We start from the raw sequence: 24,756 nt of genomic DNA, 5'->3' as shown, positions 1-24,756 counted from the left end.
GACTCAGCGTCGCCAGACTTGACTGATAGCTATCATGGTTTACGACCATGCCGTGAGCATTGGGGATTTACAAGAGCATGGCGGCCGACAACGCAACCGAGGGTAATGCGCGCATCGAGGTGCTGATATCGGACATGAACGGCCGGCTGCGGGGCAAGCAGATCCCGATCGCGGCCGAAAACAAGGTCTGGTCCGGCGCCGTGCGACTGCCGACTTCGACGCAATCATTGGATATCTGGGGCGACGATAACGACGATATTACCGGCCTCTCGCTAACCATCGGCGATCCCGACGGCACCTGTGTCGCCGATCAGCGCACGCTCGCGGATATGCCCTGGGCGCCGGCGGGATCGAAGCAGGTGCTGGCCACCATGCACGAGCTTGACGGCGGCCCGAGCTTTCAGGATCCCCGCGCCATTCTTGCGGCCGTCGTTGGCCGCTACAAGGCGCTCGGCCTAACGCCGGTCATCGCAACCGAGCTTGAATTCTATCTGCTTGCCGGTGACTGGCGCGAAAGAGGCATTCCCTCGCCGCCGCCGGCACTGATCTATCGGGACGAGCCGAACGGCTATCAGCTTTATGATATGGATGCCGTCGACCTGCTCGGCGACTATCTTGAAACGCTGCGCAGCTATGCCAGGGCGCAGGGGCTGCCGGCGGATGCGACGACAGCCGAATTCGGGCCTGGCCAGTTCGAGATCAACCTCTTGCACCGGCCGGATGCCCTTGCCGCCGCCGACGACTGCATCATGCTGAAGCGCGTGGCCGAGCAGGCGGCGCGCAAGCACGGCCTGAAATCGACCTGCATGGCGAAACCCTATACCGATCACGCCGGCTCTGGGCTGCATGTGCATGTCAGCATCATCGACCGTGAGGGCCGCAATGTCCTCGATGCGGCAGGCGGCGAGCCGAAGAAGCTGAAGTCGATCTGCGCCGGGCTGCTGCAAACGCTAGAGGATGCGCAGCTGATCTTTGCGCCCTACGCCAATTCCTACCGCCGCTTTCAGCCGGGCTCCTTCGCCCCCGTCGATCTGACCTGGGGCTATGGCCATCGCGGCACCGCGGTGCGCATCCCCGAAAAGGATGGGCCGGGCGCGCGCGTCGAGCACCGCGTAGCCGGCGCCGACGCCAATCCCTATCTGATGCTGGCGGCAATCCTCGGCGGCATACTGCTCGGTTTAGAGAACGAACTGGACCCCGGCGAGGAGACGACACCGGCCTATGTGCCGGCCGACGCCCCACGGCTGACACATGACTTCCTGACCGCCGTCGAGCGCTTCCGCACCTCTGCCTTCATCGCCAATATCTTCGGCGAGCGATATCAAAGGCTCTACGGCGATACGAAGCACAAGGAAGCGATCCGCTCTCTGCGCACCGTTTCCGATTTCGACTATCGCACCTATCTGCCGCGTCTCTGACCGCTTCAGACGGCCACGCTGTTGACGGCGCCCTCGCGCTCGACACTGGCGGCGGTGCCTTCCCGGACCATCACCTTGAGTTCGCCGGGATGAACCTTGAGCGTCACGTCGCGCTCAAGCGGCAGCAACTCGCCATCCATGACGCAGTTTGCGAGCTGGCGCAGCTTCGGGAAATGCAGATGCACTTCCGGCGCATGCATGACCATGACATCGGTGTTCTCGCGAAACCGGCCGCGCAGCATATCGATGGCCAGACGTGCCACACCGAGCGGCCGCAACGGTCTTGCCGTATAGAAGCCGAGCTCGCCGCCGCGCAGATCGTCGGCATAGAGCAGCGCGTTGGCACCAAAGGGATTGTTGGAGACGGAAATCGCGGACACGTGCCGATGCTCGTGAATGCCGCCGGCTTCGAATTCGACATCGAATTCCGGTGGATTGGCAATGACCCCGAAGGCGGCACGGGTGCTGGCCGACATCTTTCCGATGCGCGAGCGATAGGTATAGCCGTTGCGATAGCGCACCATGCGCGCATGCAGGCCCGCAGAGAACTGATGCACGAAGGCCCGGCCGTTGGCGCTGCCGATGTCGACCTTGTCGACCTCGCCTGTCGCGAGCACGGTCAGCGTCTGCCAGATATCGAGCGGCAATCTCAGCGAACGGGCAAACAGGTTCATGGTGCCGGCGGGAATCACGCCGAGGGCAACCCCGCTCTTCCAGGCGATGGCGGCGGCAGCCGAAATCGTGCCGTCGCCGCCACCGGCGATGATACCGTCTATGTCATCCCGGCGCGCCGCACGCTCCATCGCCGACACGACATCTCGTCCCGCCACGACCACGGCTTCGAAATCATGACCGGCATCGCGGAAAACCTGCTCCGCCCTCGCCTCATAGGCAGCCATATCCGTCGTCCGGAAGGTACCGCCATCGCGGTTGAAAAAGCCGATCAATTTCATTGGGGCTCTTGGTCTTTCCGCAAATAAATTATGTCTCGGAAGGGGCTGATGCCCCCGTGCGCTTTCTCACAGATGGTTCCGGATGAAGCGATTTCAAGCATTGCAATCGCTCCGTGCCAATCGGAACCGGGGCTTACTTATGCAGCATGCGGCATGCTGCACTGCAAAAAATGCACGCGACAGAAATATCGACGTCATCGATACTACCGCTTGAGGCATGTCCATGCCCCTTCAGTCCTTTATTTCCCCATGATGCATCGAACGCCGGGTTCCGGGCTCGCTGCATGATTCGCGGCGCCTTGCCTGGGTTTGTCGCCAAGGAGCTTTCGTGAGCGATATTGCCGCCGACGTCCTCGATACCCAAACCGTCCTGGAAGCGCCTTCGCGCACGGCCATCGCGCTCGTGACACTGGCGCTCGCGGTCGGCAGCTTCGGCATCGGCACCGGCGAATTCGTCATCATGGGACTTCTGCCTGATGTTGCCGACACCTTTGGCGTCACCACGCCGGAAGCAGGCCATGTCATCAGCGCCTATGCGCTCGGCGTCGTCGTCGGTGCGCCTGTTATCGCCGTGCTTGCCGCCAAGATGGCGCGGCGCACGCTGCTCCTGCTGATGATGGCGATCTTCGCCGCCGGCAATATTTCCAGCGCCTTCGCGCCGACCTTCGCAAGCTTCACGGCGCTGCGCTTCATCACCGGGCTGCCGCATGGCGCCTATTTCGGTGTCGCAGCCCTCGTCGCCGCCTCCATGGTGCCGGCTCACCGCCGTGTCCGCGCCGTCGGCCAGGTCATGCTCGGCCTAACGATCGCAACGCTGATCGGCACGCCGATCGCCACTTTGCTGGGTCAGCTTCTGAATTGGCGGGCAGCCTTCATGATGGTCGGTGGCATCGGCCTCGCAACCATGCTGCTGATCGCCCTGTTTCTCCCCAAGGACAGGGTCGAGGAAGGCGCCAGCATCACCCGCGAGCTCGGCGCGCTCAAGCGCATCCAGGTCTGGCTGACGCTCGGCATCGCCGCCGTCGGCTTCGGCGGCATGTTCTCGATCTTCAGCTATGTCGCCACCACCACAACACAGGTTGCGGGCCTCGGGGCAAGCATGGTGCCGGTCGTGCTTGCGCTGTTCGGCATCGGCATGAATGTCGGCAATGTCGTCGGCTCACGTCTCGGCGATATCTCGCTCAAGGGCACGATCGGCGGCATGATGATTTTCAACATCATCATCATGACGCTGTTTTCGTTGACGGCCGCCAACCCCGTCATGCTCTGCATCTGCGTGTTTCTGATCGGCTGCGGCTTCGCCGCCTGTCCGGCCGTGCAGACCCGCCTGATGGATGTGGCGGCGGATGCGCAGACGCTGGCTGCCGCCTCAAACCATTCCGCCTTCAATATCGCCAACGCGCTCGGCGCCTGGCTCGGCGGCATGGTGATCACCTGGGGCTTCACGGCCGCTGCGACCGGTTATGTCGGCGCGGTTCTCTCGGTCGCCGGCCTTGCGGTGTTTGCCGTTTCAGTTGGCCTGGAGCGCCGCACCGGCCACGCATGAGGCCGCAGGCGCTACCAGCTCCTGCCGGCCGTTGTGACATAAGACATATTCCTCACCCCATACAGCCATCGCCTTGATGATCGGCCGCAAGCTCGCGCCGAGCGGCGTAAGCGCATAATCGACGCGCGGCGGAACTACCGCAAAGACGGTGCGCGAGACCAGCCCGGATTCTTCCAATTCGCGCAGTTGCTTCGTCAACATGCGCTGCGTCACCGACGGCAACTTGCGACGGATCTCGTTAAAGCGCAGCGTTCCTTCCATCAGGTGAAACAGGATCACGCCCTTCCATTTGCCATCGAGCAGGCTCAGCGTCGCCTCGACCGGACATCCTGGAAAATTTCCGACGAGCTTGGAGCGGGGAAGCGACATCGAGGGTATCCTTTTTGTACCTACGTACAGAATTTGTGCATTCTTGCGCCTTTTGACGATAATGCGCATCTAGCCTGTGTGCAACAAACTCAGGAGCTTTTCCCATGCGTGCAGTCGCCTACCAGCATCCGCAGCCCATTTCCGCAGAGACATCGCTCATCGATATCGACCTGCCGACACCCGAGGCCAAGGGCCGCGATCTACTGGTCGAAGTGAAGGCCGTTTCCGTCAATCCGGTCGATGTCAAAGTCCGCGCCAACGTCGCGCCGGCGGAGGGCGAATACAAGATCATCGGCTGGGACGCAGCTGGCATCGTCAAAGCCGTCGGTCCCGAGGTCACCATGTTTAAGCCAGGTGACGAGGTCTTCTATGCCGGCACCATCAACCGCGGCGGCTCGAATGTCGAATTCCATCTGGTCGACGAGCGCATCGTCGGAGCCAAGCCGAAGAGCCTCGATTTTCCGGCCGCTGCCGCGCTGCCATTGACGTCGATCACGGCCTATGAAGGGCTGTTCGATCGCCTGAAGGTGCAGGATCCCGTCCTCGGTGTTGCCAATGCCATCCTTATCATCGGCGGCGCCGGCGGCGTCGGGTCCGTTGCCATCCAGATCGCGCGCGCCTTGACCGACCTAACGGTCATCGCCACCGCTTCCCGGCCGGAAACTCAAGCATGGGTCAAGGAACTGGGCGCCCATCACGTCATTGACCATTCGAAGGCACTTGCGCCGCAGATCGAGGCGCTTGGCATCGGCGCACCCGCCTTCGTCTTCTCAATGACCAACACATCAGACCACATCGCATCCATCGTTGACGCCATCGCCCCGCAGGGCCGGTTCGCGCTGATCGACGACCCGAAGACGCTCGACGTCATGCCTTTCAAGCGCAAGGCAGTTTCGATCCACTGGGAGATGATGTTCACCCGCCCGCTCTTCAATACGGCCGACATGATCGAGCAGCATAGGCTGCTGACGAAGGTCGCCGAACTGGTCGATGCCGGCAAGATCCGCTCGACGCTGACGGAGACCGCAGGCACGATCAACGCGGCGAATTTGAAGAAGGCGCATGCCCTGGTCGAAACCGGCAAAATGAAGGGCAAGGTCGTTCTGGCGGGCTTCTGAGAGACTGAAATTTTCAGCGAATCTGGCCGGGCGCGAGGTGTCCGGCCAACCTATTTTAACGCATTCGCAACGGAATTTGTTGCAACGCACAAACTTTCAGCCGCCTAAAGAAATTTTTCTTGCGACATAATGCCTTTAACCGCTTCCACCTCTTGACTTTTTATGCCTTCAGCGCGACTTCTCTCGCACGTGGGGAATAACGTTTTTTCCATGCCGATTAACCGGAGCCATCTTTAGATGCCTAGCGACAGTAGTAGTCGATTGCCTTTGCCGTCAGTAGCATTCGTGCACTAACCGACTCCTGTCGGCTCGCCACGATCCGCTACGACGGCGGATCGACCGGAAAGGCGAGCTATAATGAATATCAACAGCTTCCCCATTCGGGCTGGCAATGCCGCCCGTGCGTTCATCAATAACAACCGCGCCGTCACCATCGCGGAACGCGTCGAGTCGCTGAACGCGATCGACGCCAAAGAAGCCGCACGCATCCTCGCCAAGATGCCGGAGGAACGCGCCGTTCGTATCCTCGACCGGCCGGAACTACGCAACGCCTCCGCCATTCTCGAAGTCATGAGCAATGCCGACGCCGCACGGCTGCTGCATGGCATGTCCAACGACCGCGTGGCCGACGTCCTGCTGGAGCTTGACGGCGATACCCGCACCCGGCTGTTCGCCACGCTTGACGAGCCGGTTCGTGTCGCGATCCAGGGTTTGATGGGCTATCCGCCGCGCACGGCTGGCGGCATCATGACGACGGAATTCGTCAGCGCGTCCGCCAGCTGGACCGTTGCCCAGACGCTAAACCATGTCCGCCAGGTCGAGCGTTCCCGCGAGACCGTCTATGCCATCTATGTGCTGGACGACGAAACGCAGGCGCTGCTGCATGTCGTGACGCTGCGCCGCCTCATCACAGGTGAGCCCGACGCCTGCATCCTGACGGTCGCGCAGAAGGGTACGCCAGTCACGGCACCCGCACTGATGAAGCAGGAGGATGTCGCCCGCCTGATCCGTCGCCACGACCTGCTCGCGCTGCCGGTTGTCGACGAGAACTGTCGCATGCTCGGCATCGTCACGGTCGACGACGTCATCGACACGATGATCGCCGATACGACTGAAGCCGCGCAGAGGTTCGGTGGTATGGAAGCCCTCGGCCAGCCCTATATGAAGATCGGCTTTGCGGGCATGATCCGCAAGCGCGCCGGTTGGCTCGCCGCCCTCTTCCTCGGCGAAATGCTGACGGCAAGCGCGATGCAGCATTTCGAGGGCGAGCTGGAGAAGGCCGTCGTGCTGACGCTGTTCATCCCGCTGATCATGAGCTCGGGCGGCAATTCCGGCTCGCAGGCAACCTCGCTGATCATCCGGGCGCTGGCGCTCGGCGAACTCAAACTGTCGGATTGGTGGCGCGTGGCGCTGCGTGAACTGCCGACCGGCATCGTGCTCGGCTCGATCCTCGGCCTTGTCGGCTTCGCCCGCATCGTGCTCTGGCAGACCATCGGTCTCTTCGACTACGGTCCGCATTGGCAGCTCGTCGCCCTTACTGTCTTCGCAGCCTTGATCGGCATCGTGACCTTCGGTTCGCTCGCCGGCTCTATGCTGCCTTTCGTTCTGCAGAAGCTGCGGCTCGACCCCGCCAGCGCCTCGGCTCCCTTCGTTGCGACGCTGGTCGATGTCACCGGGCTGGTGATCTACTTCTCGGTCGCGCTGCTGATCCTCAGCGGAACGATGCTCTGAGCGCAATCGGAATATTCAGATCGAAGGGGCCGCCGACGGCCCCTTTTTCATTTGCTTCCCTCAGTCAGGCACGGACAGCTTCAGCGCACCGCCGGTCTTCAGCGTTCGAATCGCGAAATTCGAGCGAATATCCATCACCCCGGGCAGAACCAGCAGCGCTTCCGTCAATAGGCGTTCATAGGCGGCGAGATCGGTGACGACCACCTCCGCCAAGAAATCCGCGGTTCCCGAAATCAGATGGCAGGAAACGATCTCCGGAATGGCGAGCAGCGCTGCCTGCTGCGCCTCTGAATTTTCTTTCGAGTGATGACCGACCTTGAGTTCGACGAAAACCGTCAGGCCGAGCCCCGCCTGTTTGCGATCGATGTCGGCACGATAGCCGCGTAGCAGGCCCGATTTTTCCAGATTGCGGATGCGCCTCAAACAGGGTGACGGCGACAGGTTCACACGCTCGGCGATCTCGACATTGGTGGCGCGCGCATCCTCCTGCAGGCAATTGAGGATGGCAATATCGAATTTATCCAGTTTTGGCATTTCTGAGAAATCCAGTTACCAATATTGGCAGATTATTGCCAATATCATGTTTTCAGAGCCATAACTAGCAAGGACATGCCTCGGCCTTCGGCGCTATCTTTTTCTCATCGAAAGATAAACCGGATCGTTGGAAAGGATATGTCGATGACCGCCTTGACCCTCCCTACCCGCAAGACCACACCCACAGCGATCGGCTATGCAGGCGCTATCGTCACCGTATTGATCTGGGCGAACTGGATCCTCGCCACGCGCCACACGGCCGAGACCCAGATGAGCACGATCGACCTCGGCCTGATCCGCTATGGCGTGCCGGCTCTCGTCCTATCCCCGGTCTGGCTGCGCACCGGCCTATTGCCGAAGGGCGTGCCGCTGAAGCTGTTGGCGCTGATGGTCTGCGGCTCCGGCGCGCTCTTCTTCCAGTTGACCACCTTCGCCATTCAATTCACCCCGGCCTCGGCAGCTGGCATCCTGCTCGGCGGCTCCATGCCGCTGGCAGCTGCGGTAATCGGCGTGACGCTGTTTCGTGAACGGCTTGATGTGACCCGTTGGCTCGGGCTGGGCGGCATTGTCGCCGGCGTCTTCATCCTTCTGGCACGCAGCCTTTACGGCGTGCAAATCTCCTGGGCTGGGTTCACGATGCTGCCGCTCGCAGCCCTGCTCTGGGCATCCTATACCCATGCCTTCCGCCGCTCCGGCCTCAGCGCCCTGCAATCGAGCGCCATCATCGCTGTCTGGTCCTTCCTCCTCCATGTCGGGCTGGCCTTCGTCTTCGGCAGCTCGCTTGCCTCAGTGCCGCTGCCGGAAATCGGCCTGCAGGTCGTCAGCCAGGGCCTGCTCTCCGGCCTTGCCGCTACACTCGCCTATGGTCTTGCCGTCCAGGCTCTCGGCGGCACGCAGGCAGCAGCCTTCACCGCAATCACGCCTGTTCTCGCCACCATCGGCGGCGGCTTCCTGCTCGGTGAGGAAATCGGAGTAGCGGGCATTGCAGCCGCAGTAGTTACGGGGCTTGGTGTTGCGCTCTCGACCGGCGTGTTTGCACGGAAGAACGCTCACCATTAATTCCTGCAATTAAGCCGCGAATGTCACCAGCCTTGCATGCATCTCCGGCGGCGGCTTCGCGCCATAAGCTGCCGTTCCACGTCCCGCGCTATTTGTCGGAATGTGATTTCCGAAGCGAGGCGTGTAAGTTGGCAACCTTCAAGACACATGGAGGATGTGCCGATGCCCCGCTTTCTTGCCGTTTACACCATGAAGCCTGAGGACCTAGCGTCCTTTCGAAACCTGCCCAAAGCCAAGCAGGATGCAGTAGATGCCGTCGGCATCAAAGAGTGGGCAGCGTGGGAAGAAAGGAATGCTTCGTCCATCCTTGATCGTGGCGGAATGGTGGGCAAGACGACACGCATAACCAAGGACGGAGTCGCCAATGCTGTGAATTCATTCTGCGGCTACCTGGTGGTCGAAGCGGAGAGCGCTGACGCCGCTGCACGCCTGTTCGAGGACCATCCGCATATCACCATTTTTCCCGGCGACGGAGTGGATGTAATGCCTTTTTTGACGTGACCGCTTTCGTGCAGGCATCACCACAGGCGATGATCTCACCTCAGCTACACGGGAGTCCGCAATGGGCCGAAACCCACCACCAGCGGCATTTGCTACCGATTCCGTTAATTCCTGTCTTCGACATCATGGCGCTTCGGATTGGCGATCTGCCCCATCCCTGGGATAGGGATCAGAACCGAAGCGCCATCGCCACGCGCCTGGCGGGGTCGGCACCGTGCGCAACCTCATTCTCCAGGATCCGCGTCAATCCAGCCGGCCTCTCTTCATCGTCTAAGATGCGAAATCCCAGGGAGGCATAGAATGGCGCGTTGAAGGCCGCATGCCGATCCGTCGTCAACGTGACGCCGGCAGCACCCTGCGTTTTCGCCGCGGCGATGACAGCTTCCATCAGATGCCTTCCGACGCCCTTCTTCTGCCAACGCCTGACGACATCGATTTCGGCAATATGAACGGAACCGTCCTTCAAGATACCGGCCAGGAAGCCGAACGGCTGGTCGCCATCATCGACGGCGACAAGCAGCAGCTGCTCGGTCTGCGATTGCCTGAGCACTTCGATCGACAGCGATGTCGGCTCGCAGTCCACGGCACCCGCTTCATGCAACGCCCAGAAAGCGTCGATCTCGATGGCCGCAAGCAAATGCAGTTCGTCCGGCCTGCCCGGACGGATCGCCCAGGCGCCTTGCCCGATCTCTGTCATTGCATCTCACATATTCGGATAGACAGGCCCTTCGCCGCCCTGCGGAGGCACCCAGTTGATGTTCTGGTTGGGATCCTTGATGTCGCAGGTCTTGCAGTGGACGCAGTTCTGAGCGTTGATGACGTAGGTCTCCTTGCCATCCTTCTCCACCCACTCATAGACGCCTGCCGGACAGTAGCGCGTCGAAGGACCGGCAAAGACATCGTGCTCCGACGATATCTGCAGCGCCATGTCCTTGACGTGCAAATGCACCGGCTGGTCTTCCTCGTGATTGGTGTTCGACAGGAACACCGAGGACAGGCGGTCGAAGGTCAAGACGCCATCCGGCTTCGGATAGTCGATCTTCTGGTGCTTGGCCGCAGGCTCGAGAGATTGGGCATCCGTCTTGCCGTGCTTCAGCGTGCCGAAGAAAGAGAAGCCGAAAAGCTGGTTCGTCCACATGTCGAGGCCGCCAAGGCCGATGCCGATGAGCGTTCCGAACTTCGACCAGAGCGGCTTGACGTTGCGCACCCGCTTCAGGTCCTTGCCGATATCCGTCTGGCGCCATTCGTTCTCGATCGCGATCACTTCGTCATTGGCGCGGCCGGCCGCGATCGCCTCGGCGATCTTGTCGGCCGCCAGCATGCCCGAGAGCACCGCATTGTGGCTGCCCTTGATGCGGGGCACGTTGACGAGACCCGCCGAACAGCCGATCAGCGCGCCGCCGGGGAAGGTCAGCTTCGGCACCGACTGATATCCACCCTCGGTGATGGCGCGCGCGCCATAGGAGATGCGCTTGCCGCCCTCGAAGGTGCCGCGGATCGCCGGATGCGTCTTGAAGCGCTGGAATTCCTCGAAGGGATAGAGATAGGGATTCTTGTAGTTCAGGTGCACGACGAAGCCGACGGCGACCAGATTGTCTTCCAGATGATAAAGGAAGGAGCCGCCACCGGTCTTGAAGCCGAGCGGCCAGCCGAAGGAGTGCTGCACCAGACCCTTTTTGTGGTGCTCCGGCTTGACCTGCCAGAGCTCCTTGATGCCGATGCCGAACTTCTGCGGCTCGCTGTCTCTCGACAGATCGAACTTGGCAATGAGCTGCTTGGCGAGCGAGCCGCGCACGCCCTCGCCGATCAGCACATATTTGCCGAGCAGTTCCATGCCGCGCGTATAGTTCGGGCCGGGCTCGCCGTTCTTCTCGATCCCCATGTCGCCGGTGGCCACACCGATGACGACACCCTCGTCATTATAGAGCACCTCGGTCGCGGCAAAACCGGGATAGATCTCGACACCGAGGCCTTCCGCCTTCTCGGCCAGCCAGCGACAGACATTGCCGAGCGAGACGATATAGTTGCCGTGATTGTTCATCAGCGGCGGCATCATGAAATTCGGCAGGCGGATGGAGCCGGCCGGCCCCAGGAACAGGAAGTGATCGGATGTCACCTCGGTCTTGAAGGGATGGCCCTCCTCCTCGCGCCAGCCGGGCAGCAGGCGGTCGATGCCGATCGGATCGACGACGGCACCCGACAGGATGTGCGCGCCGACCTCGGCGCCCTTCTCGAGCACGACGACGGTCAGGTCCGGATTGACCTGCTTCAGCCGGATCGCCGCAGACAGGCCCGCAGGACCCGCCCCGACAATCACGACGTCGAATTCCATGCTCTCGCGTTCAGGCAGCTCGCTCGCGTCAGTCATCCACTCTCTCCGATTGGCCGGGCGCACGATGGCATCGGAGCGCGGCCTTGTCCCCTTTGGGCGTCTTCCCCATTTCGGTTATCTCTTGTCAAAATGGGAAGGGATTGTCGAGCCGGGAAGCGACAGGCAATCCCCCAATTCGCCCAACGCGACAATCAAGTTAAATTACCTTTACGTTAACGTCAACTTTTCGGTCCTATTTGTCTGCCTGCCGCCATGGTCTGACTTTCAAAATCGGCTGAAGGCGCTTTATAAGTCTCGCTTGGGAAATCCGGATAGCAGAAGGGTGATCAAGATGGATCTTCGTATCGACGGGAAACGCGCGCTGGTGCTCGCCTCCTCCAAGGGTCTGGGGCATGGCATCGCCGTTGCGCTGGCGCGAGAGGGCGTAAACGTCCTGCTTTGCGGCCGCAACGGCGAGAGGCTTGACAGCAATTGCAAGGCTATCAACGCCGAAGGGAAAGGCCGGGCCGACTGGATCTGGGCCGATCTCAACGATGAGAATTTCATTGAGATCATCGGCAAGGCGGTTACCGAGAAACTCGGCGGCATCGATATTCTCGTCAACAATACCGGTGGCCCGACGCCGGGAACGACTGAGGATATGACTGCCGAGCGGCTGGAGACCTATTTCATCTCCATGGTGGCGCGGATCATCACCCTCACCAACGCATTGTTGCCTGATATGAAGGCGCAAGGATGGGGACGCATACTCACCGTCGCCTCCTCCGGCGTCATCGAGCCGATCCCCAATCTGGCGCTCTCCAACACGTTGCGCCCGGCGCTCGCCGGCTGGAGCAAGACCTTGGCGAGCGAAGTGGCGGCGCAAGGGATCACGGTGAACATGCTTCTGCCGGGCAGCATTGCCACCGACCGCCTGGCCGAGCTCGACGCCGCGACGGCCAAGCGCGGTGGCAAGAGCCTGGAGGAGGTCAGCACCGAGCGTCAGCACCGCATTCCCGCCGGCCGCTATGGCCGCGTCGAGGAGTTCGCAGCGACAGCCGCTTTTCTCTGCAGCGAACCCGCAAGCTACGTGACCGGGACACTGGTTCGCTGCGACGGAGGTGCTGCGCGATCCCTCTAAAGTCGTCACCGGCAAATCAAGAACGGGTCCTTGTAAATGGGGCCCGTCAACACAATTACGTGAGCAAAAACGGGCCTGCCATGACGCCTGCGGCCTGTCTTTGCGCGATAAGTGCTGTAAAAGCGCATGCAGCCCTCCATTTATTACATGGCGGCAATCAAAAAATAATCATCTGACTATTTGCTGCGCCGCACAATGCAGAGCAAGTTGAAAGCTTTCCAAGCTTTAATTTTTCGTCCTGTCGAACTGTGATAAATTGCGCTGGATGAGCGTTCATAAATTCACGTTATAGGGACAGAATTACCGAACGTTAGCGGTAACGGCGATGTGATGAATTGCGGCGAAGCCCGTCTTTGTTGTGCGACGCAATAAATACACCTCGATGTCATCGCGTTTTTGCAACTCGCTTCGACCGGTTCTTTAAATATGAAAAAATTTTGGCTTCCCCTCGGCCTTCTTGTTGTCGCTGCCCTTGCAGCATGGGGCTATCGCGACCGCATTCCTTTTCTTTCCACATTCGTTGAGCAGGCCTCCGCAGAAACCAAGGATGGCGGCAAGACGGCACCGGCAGGCGGCAAAAAGCAAGCCACCCTCTCTTCGACCGTCAAGACGGCTGCCGTCACCAAGAGGCTCCTGCCAAATGACATCACTGCCACTGGCTCGGCCGTTGCACAAAATGCAACGACCATTGCCGCGCAGGAATCCGGCATCGTTACTTCGATCGAAGCTACGGATGGAGCGATGGTCAAGGCTGGCGACCTGATCGCAAAGCTCGATGCGCGGACCGCGCAGGCCGCCGTCGACAAGGATCAAGCGACCATAGCCAAGGATCAGGCGACACTCGTGGCGGCAGAATCAGCCCTTACCCGAGCCAAGAGCCTGCTCGCCAATGCTGGGACGCAGCAGACGGTCGACCAGGCCGTGGCAGCACGCGATACGGCCGCTGCCGACGTTAACGCCGACAAGGCCCAGCTCGCATCCGACCAGGTTCTGCTGGAGAACACGCAAATCCGTGCACCCTATGACGGCCGCCTTGGCAATGTCGTCCCCAGCCCCGGTGCCTATCTCACTCCCGGCTCCGCAGTCGTGACTATTACCCAATACGATCCGATCTACGTGCAATTCCATATGCAGCAAAATCAACTGCGGGAATTGGAGGAAGCCATGAAGGCCGGTGTTGTGGCGGTCAGCACCGTTCCGCAGTCGAGCAAGGGTAAGGTCCGCCAGGGTGCAGTCAGCTTCTTCGACAACACAGTGGACCCCACGTCCGGTACCATCATCGTCAAGGCGAAGTTCGAAAATGCCAATGGTGCGATCTGGCCCGGCCGGGCGGTCAACGTCGTCGTTCATCTTAACGACAATGAGCCGGTGATCGTCGCTCCGACGGTTGCGATCAGCCCCGGCCCGGACGGCTTCTTTGCCTATGTCGTAAAGGACAACAAGGTTCATATGACGCCGGTCACCGTGGAGCGCGCGAATGGCGGCTTCACAGCCATTGCCAAAGGTCTTTCCGAGGGAGACCATGTCGTCGTGGAAGGGCAGGTGCAGTTGATCGACGGCCAGAATGTTGTCGAGCAATTCAACGACGGAAAGTCTGAGAACGTGGCGGCTGCGGACGGTCAGTCGAGCCAGAAAAGCGAAACGATTTCAGTTGGAGCGCAGCAATGATACCCAGGTTCTGTATCGAGCGGCCTGTTGCGACGACGCTTCTGGCTTTGGGTGTCGTTCTGGCCGGCTTGGCGGGCTATCAGCTCGTGCCGGTCGCAGCTGTGCCCCAGGTCGATTTTCCGACCATCAACGTTTCGGCACAGTTGACCGGCGCCTCGCCGCAGACGATGGCGACCTCGGTTTCCACGCCGCTGATCAAGCAGTTCGAAACTATACCCGGCATCAATGAAATCTCTTCAACGAGCTCGCTCGGCAATACGAGTATCGTGCTCCAGTTCGATCTTAGTCGCAGCATCGATGCTGCTGCCGGCGATGTTCAGGCCGCGATCTCGAATGCAAATCGCCAGTTGCCGAACAATCTGACGACGCCGCCGGGCTACAAAAAAACGAACCCGGCCGACGCTCCGATCATGCTGCTTGCCGTGCAGAGCGATACGATGCCGCGCAGCAAGCTCGACGAAATCGCCGAAGACATCATCTCACCTTCGCTATCGACGATCTCAGGCGTCGCTGAAGTAACCGTCTATGGCGCGCAAACCTACGCCGTGCGAGTCGAAGTCGATCCGGACAAGCTGCAGGCTCTCGGCATGGGCATCGACACCGTCAACACCGCAATCGTCAATGCCAACAGCCAGGTCCCGGTCGGCACTCTGCAAAACAACAAGCAGAGCATGACGCTCAATGCCAATACGCAGAATACTAGTGCCGCACAATTCAAGTCGTTGGTCATCGCCAATCCCAACGGCGCGCCGATCCACCTGAGCGATGTCGCCGACGTGCAGGACAGCGTGCAAAATACCAACGCAGGCTCGTGGTACGATGGCAAACGGGCGATCATTCTTGCGATCCAGCGTCAGCCGGACGCCAACACCGTCGAAGTCGTCGACGCGATCAACAAAAAGCTGCCGCAACTGCATGCGGAAATTCCCGCCTCGGTGACGACGAGCGTCATGAACGACTCGGCACAGCCGATCCGCGATGCCATATCGGACGTGAAGTTCACGCTGTTGCTGACGATCGGCCTGGTCGTTCTCGTCATCTATCTCTTTACCGGACATGTGACAGCAACGATCATTCCCGGCCTTGCCGTGCCGCTGTCGCTGATTTCGACCTTTGGCATGATGTATGTACTGGGCTACAGCGTCGACAATATCTCACTGCTAGGATTGACACTCGCGGTCGGCCTTGTGGTGGATGATGCAATCGTCATGCTGGAAAACATATTGCGACATGTCGAGGAAGGCATGCCGGTGCTACAAGCGGCGATCAAGGGATCGGCCGAGGTCAGCTACACCATCATCTCCATGTCCATCTCGCTGATCGCGGTGTTTATCCCGATCCTGCTGATGGGCGGCGTTGTCGGTCGTATCTTCAACGAGTTCGGCATGGTCGTCGCCATTGCCATCGTCTCTTCCGCTATCGTTTCCCTTACCGTGACGCCGATGCTCAGTTCACGGCTGTCGGCCGGCCACGGACAGCCACCCTATCCGGTGCGCCTCTTCAACCGCGGGTTTGACGCAGTACAGCGCGGATACGACACGGGTGTCGCGTGGTGCCTGCGCAATCGGGGCATCGTGCTGCTCAGCTTCCTCGGCTCGGTGGGGCTCTCAGTCTATTTGTTCATGGTGCTGCCGGCGAGTTTCTTTCCGACGGAGGACATCGGCCGACTGCAGATTTCCACACAGGCGCGTCAGGATATATCCTTTCCGGCCATGCGAGACCTGCAGAACCAGGCGGCCGCGCTTGTCAAACAGAACCCGGCCGTTGGCCACGTCATGTCGATCGTTGGCGGCAGTACCCGCCAGCCGCTGAACAACGGCACAATGTTTGTCCAGATGAAGCCGAAGGATCAGCGGCCGCCGCTGGACCAGACGCTGCGTGAACTCCGCGCCAGCATCGCGTCGATCCCCGGCTTGCGGGCTTACATCACGCCGCAACAAAGCCTGCGCTTCGGCGGCCGCCAGACTGCGAGCCAATATCAGCTGGTTATACAGGCGCTGAGTGCCGACCAGACCAATCTTTGGGCCAACAAGATGCTGGAGCAGATGCGCCGCGATCCGCGCTTCACGGACGTTGCATCGGACGAGCAGAACAACGCCCTGCAAGCCAACATCGTCATCGACACCGAAAAAGCGGCACTCTACGGCATCAACAACAACCAGCTACGCACGACGCTGGAGGAAGCGTTCGGCGGTTTTGACGCCGCGCAGATTCAAACCACCGGCGACAGCTATGACGTCATGGTCGAATTCGACACCAGCACGCCTTGGGATGACCAGAGGCTGCAGGATATCCACGTCTCTTCAGCAAGCGGTGCGCTGGTTCCCTTGTCGGACTTCGCTCATGTCCAGCGCACGACGGGGCCTGTCACCATCAACCAGACGGGACAGCTCGTTTCGACCACCGTTTCCTTCAATCTGCCGGCCGGCGAAGCGCTTGGTGACGCCACAGCCCGGATCGATCAGATCAAGAAGGACATCAACATGCCGGCGGACATCTTTACGTCCTACGGCGGTACCGCCCAGATCTTCCAGCAATCGCAAGGCAGCACGCCATATCTGATCCTGGCTGCCGTGCTGACGATCTACGTGGTGCTTGGGGTTCTCTATGAGAGCTTCATCCATCCGCTCACTATTCTGTCGGGTCTGCCGGCCGCCGCTCTCGGCGCCCTGCTTGCCCTGAAAGTCTTCGGCTTCGACCTGTCGATCATCGCGCTCATCGGCTTGCTAATGCTGATCGGTATCGTCAAGAAGAACGCGATCATGATGATCGACGTGGCGCTGGAAACGCTTCGATCCGGTAGCGGCGTATCACCGGCGGACGCGATCCACGAAGCCTGCGTTCGCCGTTTCCGGCCGATCATGATGACGACCTTCTGCGCCCTGCTTGGTGCGCTGCCGATCGCTGTTGGCGGCGGCGCCAGCTCCGAGCTTCGGCAACCGCTCGGCGTGGCCGTTGTCGGCGGTCTGGTGGTCTCGCAGCTTCTGACGCTGTTCATCACGCCGGTCATCTTCCTTGAGATGAACCGCCTGAACGACTTCCTGGCTCGCCTCGGCAAACGCAAGGACAGGGACCAGCATCCGAAAGACAGGCCAACGGCCATCGCCGCCGAATGAGATCAACGGGCGCCGAGAGGCGCCCGTTTCGCTTGGCGTGACTGGAATTGCCGATGGCTCTGCGCGAGCCGGGAATGTCACCGGACGCGTATTTGGGCAGGCCGAACAAAACCCATCGCCAAGTCTTGCACTTGCTATCCAGCTATGTCATGACGCGCCCTCTTTGCGACAGTGGCGCGTCTCGCGCCTCACAGGGGCTTTGCCCAATCCAGAAAATTTCGACGGAAAGGAGTGCGGGCATGGCTCGGGCGCTTGGTTTCGACTTCGGCACGACGAATACTGTCCTGGCGCTGGCCGATGGGCCGGCGACGCGATCGGTCGCCTTCAACAGCGCTGCCGGCACGGCCGACAGCATGCGCACCGCTCTCTCCTTCATGAAGGACCCGGGGCTCGGAGCCGCTGCACTGAAGGTCGAGGCCGGGCATGCGGCCATCCAGCAGTTCATCGACAATCCGGGCGACTGCCGCTTTCTGCAATCGATCAAGACCTTTGCCGCGAGCGCGCTCTTCCAGGGCACGCTGATTTTCGCCAAGCGCCATCGTTTCGAAGATCTGATGGAGATCTTTGTGCGGCGCTTGCGCGCCTACGCCGGAGACGGCTGGCCAACCGATATTTCACGGATTGTCGCAGGCCGGCCGGTGCATTTTGCCGGCGCCAATCCCGACCCCGCACTCGCCACGGAACGCTACAACGCGGCCCTCTCCCGCTTCGGTTTCCCGGAAATCCACTATGTCTATGAGCCGGTAGCGGCGGCCTTCTACTTCGCCCAGCATCTGAAGAAGGATGCGACCGTGCTGGTAGCCGACTTCGGCGGCGGCACGACGGACTATTCGCTCATCCGCTTCGAGACCCATGCCGGCAAGCTCACCGCCACCCCGATAGGCCACTCCGGCGTCGGCATCGCCGGCGATCATTTCGACTTCCGGATGATCGACAACATCGTCTCGCCGGCAATCGGCAAGGGCAGCTTCTTCAGGAGCTTCGACAAGCTGCTGGAAATGCCCACCTCCTATTACGCCAACTTCGGCCGCTGGAACCAGCTTTCCATCTTCAAGACCTCGCGCGAATATGCCGACCTGAAAACGCTCGTTCGCAGCAGCCTGGAGCCGGAAAAGCTGGAGACCTTCATCGATCTCGTCGAGCATGACGAGGGCTATCCGCTCTATCAGGCCGTGTCGGCAACGAAGATGGCCCTTTCGGCTGATGAAGAGGCGGAGTTCAACTTCCCGCCCCTCGGCAAGGCAGGCCGCAAGCTTGTCCGCAGGGCGGACTTCGAAAAGTGGATCGCGGACGACCTTGCCCGTATCGAAGGGGCGCTGGACGATGTGCTCACGACCACCAGGACATCGCCCGACGCGATCGACAAGGTGTTCCTGACGGGCGGCACGTCCTTCGTGCCGGCTGTGCGGCGCATCTTCACGGAACGCTTCGGTCAGGAGCGCATCGAGACGGGCGGCGAGCTGCTCTCGATCGCCCATGGCCTCGCGCTGATCGGCGAGCGCGAGGATATCGCCCAGTGGACGGCGTGAAAGAGCACGCTGCCCTGCTCTTTCGTTCCTGTGCCGCATTGGCTACAGTTCGTCCATGATCTCCGCCAGCGACCTAACACCGGCCGAACTTGCCGCTCTCCTGCATTTTCATGCAGATGCCGGGATCGACTGGCTGCTGGAAGAGCAGCCGGTCGACCGTTTTGCCGAATTCGAGGCTATGCGGGCCGCACGACAGGGAGCAAGAGCGGCGCCGCCGCGTGCCGAAGCACCACCGCCGCCTGCGGCGAAAGTGCAGCCGGATCGTCGTCAGAGTGCGAAGCCAGTTGCTGTCCCGCCCCCTACCTCGCCGCGCAATGCGCCCGCGATCCCCGACGAACAGGTTATGGAGCAGGCCCGATTCGCGGCTGAAAGCGCGCGGTCGCTTGCCGAGCTGAAGACCGCAATCGAGGCCTTCAACGGCTGCAATCTGAAAAACAGCGCCCGCTCGACGATCTTTGCAAGCGGCACGGCCGAAAGCCGGATCATGGTGATCGGCCCGATGCCGAGTGCCGACGACGATCGGGAAGGCGTGCCCTTTGCCGGCCGCGCCGGACTGTTGCTGGACAAGATGCTGGCCGCCATCGGCCTGCGGCGCGACGATATCCTGCTCACCAACGTCATCCCGTGGCGGCCGCCGGGCAACCGCACGCCCTCAGCACCGGAAATCGAGATATGCCGTCCGTTCATAGAGCGGCAGATAGCGCTCACAGAGCCGAAGGCCTTGCTGCTGCTTGGCAATTTCACCGCGCGGCATTTCTTCGACAGCGGCGAGACCATCCACGGACTGCGCGGACAATGGCGGGAAATCAGCATTCTCGGCCGAACGATCCCGGCAATCGCCAGCCTTCATCCGCAGGAATTGCTCACCGCGCCGATCAACAAGCGGCTCGCATGGAATGATCTGCTCGCTTTCAAGAATCGTATCGACGCCGAAATATTAGGCTGATTTTCGCCACAGTTAATAAAAAATGACACTAGCTATGCGTTTTTAGCATGGCAGTCTTTCGTCGCTGTGCATTGCGAAATCGATGTTGCACTGCAATATATAGCTGTGTCTTGGGAGGAACCTCAAAAGGAACCAAGGCCATGAGTTCACGTTTTCGTCCTATTCACTGCGGGTTTGATACCCTTCGTCGCGCTCTCGAGCCCGTGCGCGCTACAAACGGACATCGCAACCTCGGCGTCGCTGCCAATGAGCAGATGGTTGCCCGGGGCACCGGAACCTCGGCTCGCGTCAGCCGTCCGACCGCCATCTTCGCCGATTTCCGCGCCTGCTGAACAAGCACGGCCGCGGGTTGCGGCATAGCCTAGCCTTTGATTTTCAGGAATTGCATCATGTCTTCGGGTTTGCGTTCGCTCATCACCCTTTTTGATTCGGTCGGCCATATCGGCTCCGCCGTGCGCGCTGCCGAGGAATTCGAGCGCGCTCGCAACCTTGGCAGAGACGAATGCAAAGACTCAAGCCCCGCACGGGCGGCAGTGGCAAGCATTCCTCTATGAGGTTTCATGGGCGGGATCGATGATCCGACCCATCCTGTTTCGACTATCCAAAAGAAGATCTCGTGAAGAACTGCCGGGCATCGACGCCCGGCTGCGTCTCGTCGCCATCATTGTTTCGGATCAGGGCGCCCCGCGGCAGACTGCGCCCACGCGAAAGCCTCGTCTACCGCCGCAAGCTTCACAGCCTGCCATCCGCAATATTGATCCAGAAAATCGCGCGATATCCACATGCGCGTCTTCTTGGGTTCATCATACCAGCCTATGTCGCCGCGATCGGCGGATTTGCGCAAAAGGCGTTGCAGATGGGTCCGGGATATCATGAAGTGAGCTGCCAGTGCGCGCGCATCGACGCGCCCGATATCGATGTGGCTGTCCATCTCCGCGCTCAGATCTATTTTCGCCATGATATGGTCGACGACAAGACCACCGGCCTCCGTCCATAAAAACAAGCCAACGCCTTCCGGCGGCTCGCGCCAGACTTCCGTCTCCAGGCAGTGACGCGCCATGCGCGGTTGTGCTATATCCATCAGCGCCGGAGAGGTGGCAAGTGCGGCCGCACGCCCGCCATCGTCGAGCAGATCGAGCGCCGCCAGATTGGACAGATACCAACCGAACATCGCCGTGTGACTGATCTCGGTCGGCACATAGCGTCGCGGACGTCGAACATGGCCGGGGGCCGGCACAAGGAAGCGATAGGTGAGCAGCTCCTCGATGAAGCTCAGCACCGTGTTGCGGCTGGCGACGCGATGATGCGTGATAAGATCGCGAAGGCTGACGACGGTCAGACCGGAGCCAGGTACCGCCGGATCGTATTGGAAATGAAGCGCATAGGCCGTCTGGGTCAAAAGCCAGCGCTGATGCGAGGCAAGCATGCGCGCAATCCGCGGGCCGTTATCGTAGCGGTTCCGCAACGATTCCGCGAGGAAGCCCAACGATGATACGAATTTGGGATGGCGAGCAAGTTGCTCAATGGAAAAGCTCAATCGGGCCTCCTTGGGGTGCCCTTCTCAACTGTCGATAAAAGGAGGATGTTTTATTTTTGTGAACGAGTTCACCGGAATCGATCATAATTCCGAAATCCTATAGCATGCTATAGTTGTGCAGATGCACTCATACTGCAAGAGATTAAACAAATAATTTACTTTAAGTAACTCTTTCTCCGTCTGCACACGCTGTTTTCGATGACAGCAAGGCAATGATGACCCGCCTGAACGATGTGACGGCAATCGCTGCAACGGCAGGCAAAAACAGCCGGAGAATGATCACGCAGCGGCCGGATACACATCCAGGAGTGGCATTCAACCTGAAACGGAAGCCGCCCGTCGATCGAATACTTGCTGTGCCATAACAAAACATCACGATGCAATGATATGACTTTAACTTTGGTTCAGATTTCGATGTAATGATGCGGCACTTTCAGTCCGAGGTAAGGCTTCGGACTGGCCCCGACATTGCATAAGCCTGATCAGGATGGACCATGCGAACAGACACCGGCCAGATTGTCTATCTGGCAGAATATCGTCCCACCGACTTCGTTCTGGAACGCGTGGATCTCACTTTCGATCTGCATCCGACCGAGACCAAGGTCGAAGCGCGGCTGATCTTTCACCGCCGGGACGGCACCGATCCGAAAGCCTCGCTCGTGCTCGACGGAGATGAGCTGGTTCTTTCCGGGCTGCTGCTCGATCAGGCCGAAATTTCGGCCGAACAATACGCGGCAACGCCCGAAAGCCTAACCATTCGCGATCTGCCGGAAAGCGCGCCCTTCGAGTTGACCATCACGACCGTGATCAACCCGGAAGCCAATACACAGCTGATGGGTCTTTATCGCACCGGCGGCATCTATTGCACCCAGTGCGAGGCCGAGGGCTTCCGCCGCATCACCTATTTCCCCGACCGGCCGGATGTTCTCGCCCCCTATACGGTCAACATCATTGCCGATAAGGCAGCGAACCCGCTGCTGCTGTCGAACGGTAATTTCCTCGGCGGCGCTGGTTATGGCGAGGGCAAGCATTTTGCTGCTTGGTTCGATCCGCATCCGAAGCCGAGCTATCTGTTCGCGCTCGTGGCGGGCGATCTTGGCGTCGTTGAGGATACGTTCACGACCATGTCCGGCCGCGAGGTGGCGCTGAAGATCTATGTCGAGCATGGCAAGGAGCCGCGTGCGGCTTACGCGATGGATGCGCTGAAGCGCTCCATGACATGGGATGAGGAGCGGTTCGGTCGCGAATATGATCTCGACATCTTCATGATCGTCGCCGTTTCGGACTTCAACATGGGGGCGATGGAAAACAAGGGCCTCAACGTCTTCAACGACAAATACGTGCTGGCCGATCCGGAAACCGCTACCGACGCCGACTACGCCAATATCGAAGCGATCATCGCGCATGAATATTTTCACAACTGGACAGGCAACCGCATCACCTGCCGCGACTGGTTCCAGCTCTGCCTCAAGGAAGGCCTGACCGTCTATCGCGATCACGAATTTTCCGCCGATCAGCGCTCGCGGCCGGTCAAGCGCATCGCCGAGGTCCGTCATCTGAAATCGGAGCAGTTTCCGGAGGACAGCGGCCCCCTCGCCCATCCGGTGCGTCCGACGACATACCGCGAAATCAACAACTTCTACACGACGACGGTCTACGAGAAGGGCAGCGAAGTCACGCGCATGATCGCGACCCTGCTCGGCCGCGAGCTGTTCAAGAAGGGCATGGACCTCTACTTCGATCGGCACGACGGACAGGCTGTGACGATCGAGGATTTCGTTAGATGTTTCGAGGATGTCAGCGCCCGCGATCTCACACAGTTTTCGCTCTGGTATCACCAGGCCGGCACACCTCTCGTGACCGCCTCGGGCGACTATGATGCCGGTGGCAAAACCTTCACGCTGTCGCTCGAACAAATGCAGCCAGCCACACCGGGCCAGACAGCCAAAAAGCCCCTACATATTCCGCTGCGTCTGGCGCTAATTGCCGAAAACGGCGCTGCGATCGCCCCGACGTCCGTGGCCGGGGCGGAACTGACCGACGATGTCCTGCACCTCACGGAAAAGGCGCAGACGGTGGTCTTTCACGGCGTCCCCTCGCGGCCCGTCCTGTCGCTGAACCGCAGCTTCTCGACGCCGATCAACCTGCAGTTCAACCAAAGCCCCCGGGATCTGGCGCTGATCGCCCGTTACGAAACCGATCACTTCGCCCGCTGGCAGGCGCTGATCGACCTTGGGTTGCCTAACCTCCTGCAGGCGGCTCGCGATGCACGCCAAGGCATTGCCGTCACCTGCGATTCCGCCTTCGTCGACGCGTTGCTGGCGGCAGCGGGCGATGACAGCCTGGAGCCGGCCTTCCGGGCACAGGCGCTTGCCCTGCCGAGCGAAGCCGACATTGCCCGAGAACTTGGCGGCAACAATGATCCCGACGCTATCCGTACCGCTCGTCAGGCGATCCTCAAGCGGATCGCCGAAACCGGCAAGGATGTCTTTGCCGCGCTCTATGACAACATGCAGACGCCTAGCCCCTTCAGCCCGGATGCGGCAAGCGCTGGCCACCGAGCGCTGCGCAATGCTGCCCTGACCTATCTGGCGCAACTGGACGACACGCCGGCCCGTGCAAAGGCCGCCTATGATGCGGCAAACAACATGACCGATCTCAGCGCCGCACTGACTATTCTCGCGCATCGCTTTCCCGATACGGCGGAAACCGTGGCGGCCCTTGAGCACTTCCGCGAGCGATTCTCCGAAAATGCTCTCGTCATCGACAAATGGTTCGCCATCCAGGCCGGGATTCCAGGCACAGGCGCGCTGGAGCGCATCCAGCGGCTCATGGAAACGCCGCTGTTCAAGCGCACCAATCCGAATCGGATGCGCGCCGTGCTCGGCACCTTCGTTTTCGCCAACCCGACCGGCTTCGGCCGGGCCGACGGTGCCGGCTACGGCTTCCTAGCCGACGAGATCCTCGACATCGATCAACGCAACCCGCAGCTTGCCGCCCGTATTTTGACTTCCATGCGCTCCTGGCGCCTGCTGGAACCGGTGCGCGCCGACCATGCCCGCTCGGCTCTGGTGCGGATCGAACGGGCCGGCGGCCTTTCGAGCGACGTGCGGGATATCGTGGAGCGCATCCTGAAGGAATGATCCCGGTCTTGCCGGCCATCGATAGAAACGGCTGATTTGCGGCATCTTTTTCAGCTTCAACGAGTCCCGAATGCGCGCAACTTACCGGTGCGTGTGCAAAAGATGCTGAAATCGCAGATGGTTAAGAAAGTTTTAC

General features: G+C 60.4%; 19 protein-coding genes. 13 read left to right on the top strand and 6 right to left on the bottom strand.

All coding sequences use genetic code 11. From position 1 onward, the window contains the following. Nucleotides 1–77 precede the first annotated feature (77 nt). Nucleotides 78–1,418, top strand: a complete 1,341-nt coding sequence (locus JTP94_RS09500) for a glutamine synthetase family protein (RefSeq protein ID WP_204850253.1) — start codon at nucleotides 78–80, stop codon at nucleotides 1,416–1,418. Nucleotides 1,419–1,423: 5 nt separating this feature from the next. Here the strand turns inward: JTP94_RS09500 and JTP94_RS09495 are convergent, their stop codons facing one another. Next, complete coding sequence (locus JTP94_RS09495) at nucleotides 1,424–2,371, bottom strand: diacylglycerol kinase family protein (RefSeq protein WP_204850252.1); 948 nt, start codon at nucleotides 2,369–2,371, stop codon at nucleotides 1,424–1,426. A gap of 328 nt (nucleotides 2,372–2,699) precedes the next feature. Between JTP94_RS09495 and JTP94_RS09490 the strand changes: the two genes are divergently transcribed. Next, entirely contained in the window at nucleotides 2,700–3,917 is a 1,218-nt protein-coding gene (locus JTP94_RS09490) for an MFS transporter (protein ID WP_204850251.1), read from the top strand. Here the strand turns inward: JTP94_RS09490 and JTP94_RS09485 are convergent. Continuing rightward, nucleotides 3,882–4,286 (bottom strand): helix-turn-helix domain-containing protein, encoded by a 405-nt coding sequence (locus JTP94_RS09485; RefSeq protein WP_204850296.1) that lies wholly within the window; start codon nucleotides 4,284–4,286, stop codon nucleotides 3,882–3,884. The genes JTP94_RS09490 and JTP94_RS09485 overlap by 36 nt on opposite strands. A gap of 104 nt (nucleotides 4,287–4,390) precedes the next feature. Here JTP94_RS09485 and JTP94_RS09480 point away from each other — a divergent pair, with 104 nt between their 5' ends. Together JTP94_RS09480 and mgtE are read left to right on the top strand one after the other, a co-directional pair. Beyond that, nucleotides 4,391–5,404 (top strand): zinc-binding alcohol dehydrogenase family protein, encoded by a 1,014-nt coding sequence (locus JTP94_RS09480; RefSeq protein WP_204850250.1) that lies wholly within the window; start codon nucleotides 4,391–4,393, stop codon nucleotides 5,402–5,404. Between the two features lie 357 nt (nucleotides 5,405–5,761). Beyond that, nucleotides 5,762–7,135 carry a magnesium transporter gene (mgtE, locus tag JTP94_RS09475; RefSeq protein WP_204850249.1) on the top strand — a complete coding sequence of 458 codons (1,374 nt, stop codon included), beginning with the start codon at nucleotides 5,762–5,764 and terminating at the stop codon, nucleotides 7,133–7,135. A 60-nt stretch (nucleotides 7,136–7,195) separates the two neighbouring features. On the opposite strand, the gene JTP94_RS09470 is transcribed toward mgtE, so the two are convergent. After that, a complete protein-coding gene (locus tag JTP94_RS09470) occupies nucleotides 7,196–7,669 on the bottom strand; it encodes an Lrp/AsnC family transcriptional regulator (RefSeq protein ID WP_204850248.1) in 474 nt (157 codons plus the stop codon). A 144-nt stretch (nucleotides 7,670–7,813) separates the two neighbouring features. Between JTP94_RS09470 and JTP94_RS09465 the strand changes: the two genes are divergently transcribed. Continuing rightward, on the top strand, nucleotides 7,814–8,728 hold the full coding sequence (locus tag JTP94_RS09465) for a DMT family transporter (protein ID WP_204850247.1): 915 nt from the start codon (nucleotides 7,814–7,816) through the stop codon (nucleotides 8,726–8,728). A gap of 162 nt (nucleotides 8,729–8,890) precedes the next feature. Then, nucleotides 8,891–9,229, top strand: a complete 339-nt coding sequence (locus tag JTP94_RS09460; RefSeq protein WP_204850246.1) for a hypothetical protein — start codon at nucleotides 8,891–8,893, stop codon at nucleotides 9,227–9,229. A 169-nt stretch (nucleotides 9,230–9,398) separates the two neighbouring features. Here JTP94_RS09460 and JTP94_RS09455 read toward each other — a convergent pair whose 3' ends face one another. Together JTP94_RS09455 and JTP94_RS09450 are read right to left on the bottom strand one after the other, a co-directional pair. Next, nucleotides 9,399–9,926 carry a GNAT family N-acetyltransferase gene (locus tag JTP94_RS09455; protein WP_204850245.1) on the bottom strand — a complete coding sequence of 176 codons (528 nt, stop codon included), beginning with the start codon at nucleotides 9,924–9,926 and terminating at the stop codon, nucleotides 9,399–9,401. 6 nt (nucleotides 9,927–9,932) lie between these two features. After that, complete coding sequence (locus JTP94_RS09450) at nucleotides 9,933–11,597, bottom strand: electron transfer flavoprotein-ubiquinone oxidoreductase (RefSeq protein WP_204850244.1); 1,665 nt, start codon at nucleotides 11,595–11,597, stop codon at nucleotides 9,933–9,935. Between the two features lie 295 nt (nucleotides 11,598–11,892). Here JTP94_RS09450 and JTP94_RS09445 point away from each other — a divergent pair, with 295 nt between their 5' ends. The 6 genes from JTP94_RS09445 to JTP94_RS09420 all read left to right on the top strand — a co-directional run bounded on the left by JTP94_RS09445 (nucleotide 11,893) and on the right by JTP94_RS09420 (nucleotide 20,272). Continuing rightward, complete coding sequence (locus JTP94_RS09445; protein ID WP_204850243.1) at nucleotides 11,893–12,681, top strand: SDR family oxidoreductase; 789 nt, start codon at nucleotides 11,893–11,895, stop codon at nucleotides 12,679–12,681. A gap of 426 nt (nucleotides 12,682–13,107) precedes the next feature. Beyond that, entirely contained in the window at nucleotides 13,108–14,349 is a 1,242-nt protein-coding gene (locus JTP94_RS09440) for an efflux RND transporter periplasmic adaptor subunit (RefSeq protein WP_204850242.1), read from the top strand. Beyond that, nucleotides 14,346–17,465, top strand: a complete 3,120-nt coding sequence (locus JTP94_RS09435; RefSeq protein ID WP_204850241.1) for an efflux RND transporter permease subunit — start codon at nucleotides 14,346–14,348, stop codon at nucleotides 17,463–17,465. Before JTP94_RS09440 ends, JTP94_RS09435 begins: the two co-directional genes overlap by 4 nt. 239 nt (nucleotides 17,466–17,704) lie before the next feature. Beyond that, complete coding sequence (locus JTP94_RS09430; protein ID WP_204850240.1) at nucleotides 17,705–18,994, top strand: Hsp70 family protein; 1,290 nt, start codon at nucleotides 17,705–17,707, stop codon at nucleotides 18,992–18,994. 55 nt (nucleotides 18,995–19,049) lie between these two features. Continuing rightward, nucleotides 19,050–19,940, top strand: coding sequence for a uracil-DNA glycosylase family protein (locus JTP94_RS09425; protein WP_204850239.1), 891 nt, complete (start codon nucleotides 19,050–19,052; stop codon nucleotides 19,938–19,940). Nucleotides 19,941–20,080: 140 nt separating this feature from the next. Next, a complete protein-coding gene (locus tag JTP94_RS09420; RefSeq protein ID WP_204850238.1) occupies nucleotides 20,081–20,272 on the top strand; it encodes a hypothetical protein in 192 nt (63 codons plus the stop codon). Between the two features lie 329 nt (nucleotides 20,273–20,601). Here the strand turns inward: JTP94_RS09420 and JTP94_RS09415 are convergent, their stop codons facing one another. Further along, the gene (locus tag JTP94_RS09415) at nucleotides 20,602–21,477 is read right to left on the bottom strand and encodes a hypothetical protein (RefSeq protein WP_204850237.1); all 876 of its coding nucleotides are present in this window, start codon (nucleotides 21,475–21,477) and stop codon (nucleotides 20,602–20,604) included. Nucleotides 21,478–21,971: 494 nt separating this feature from the next. Here JTP94_RS09415 and pepN point away from each other — a divergent pair, with 494 nt between their 5' ends. Continuing rightward, nucleotides 21,972–24,620 (top strand): aminopeptidase N, encoded by a 2,649-nt coding sequence (gene pepN, locus JTP94_RS09410; protein ID WP_204850236.1) that lies wholly within the window; start codon nucleotides 21,972–21,974, stop codon nucleotides 24,618–24,620. The last annotated feature ends 136 nt before the right edge of the window (nucleotides 24,621–24,756 follow it).

This window comes from Martinezella lusitana, from assembly GCF_016901135.1.
Classification (GTDB): Bacteria; Pseudomonadota; Alphaproteobacteria; order Rhizobiales; family Rhizobiaceae; genus Rhizobium; species Rhizobium lusitanum_D.
Note: the sequence above shows the minus strand (reverse complement) of the source record. Positions and strands in the feature narration are given on the sequence as shown.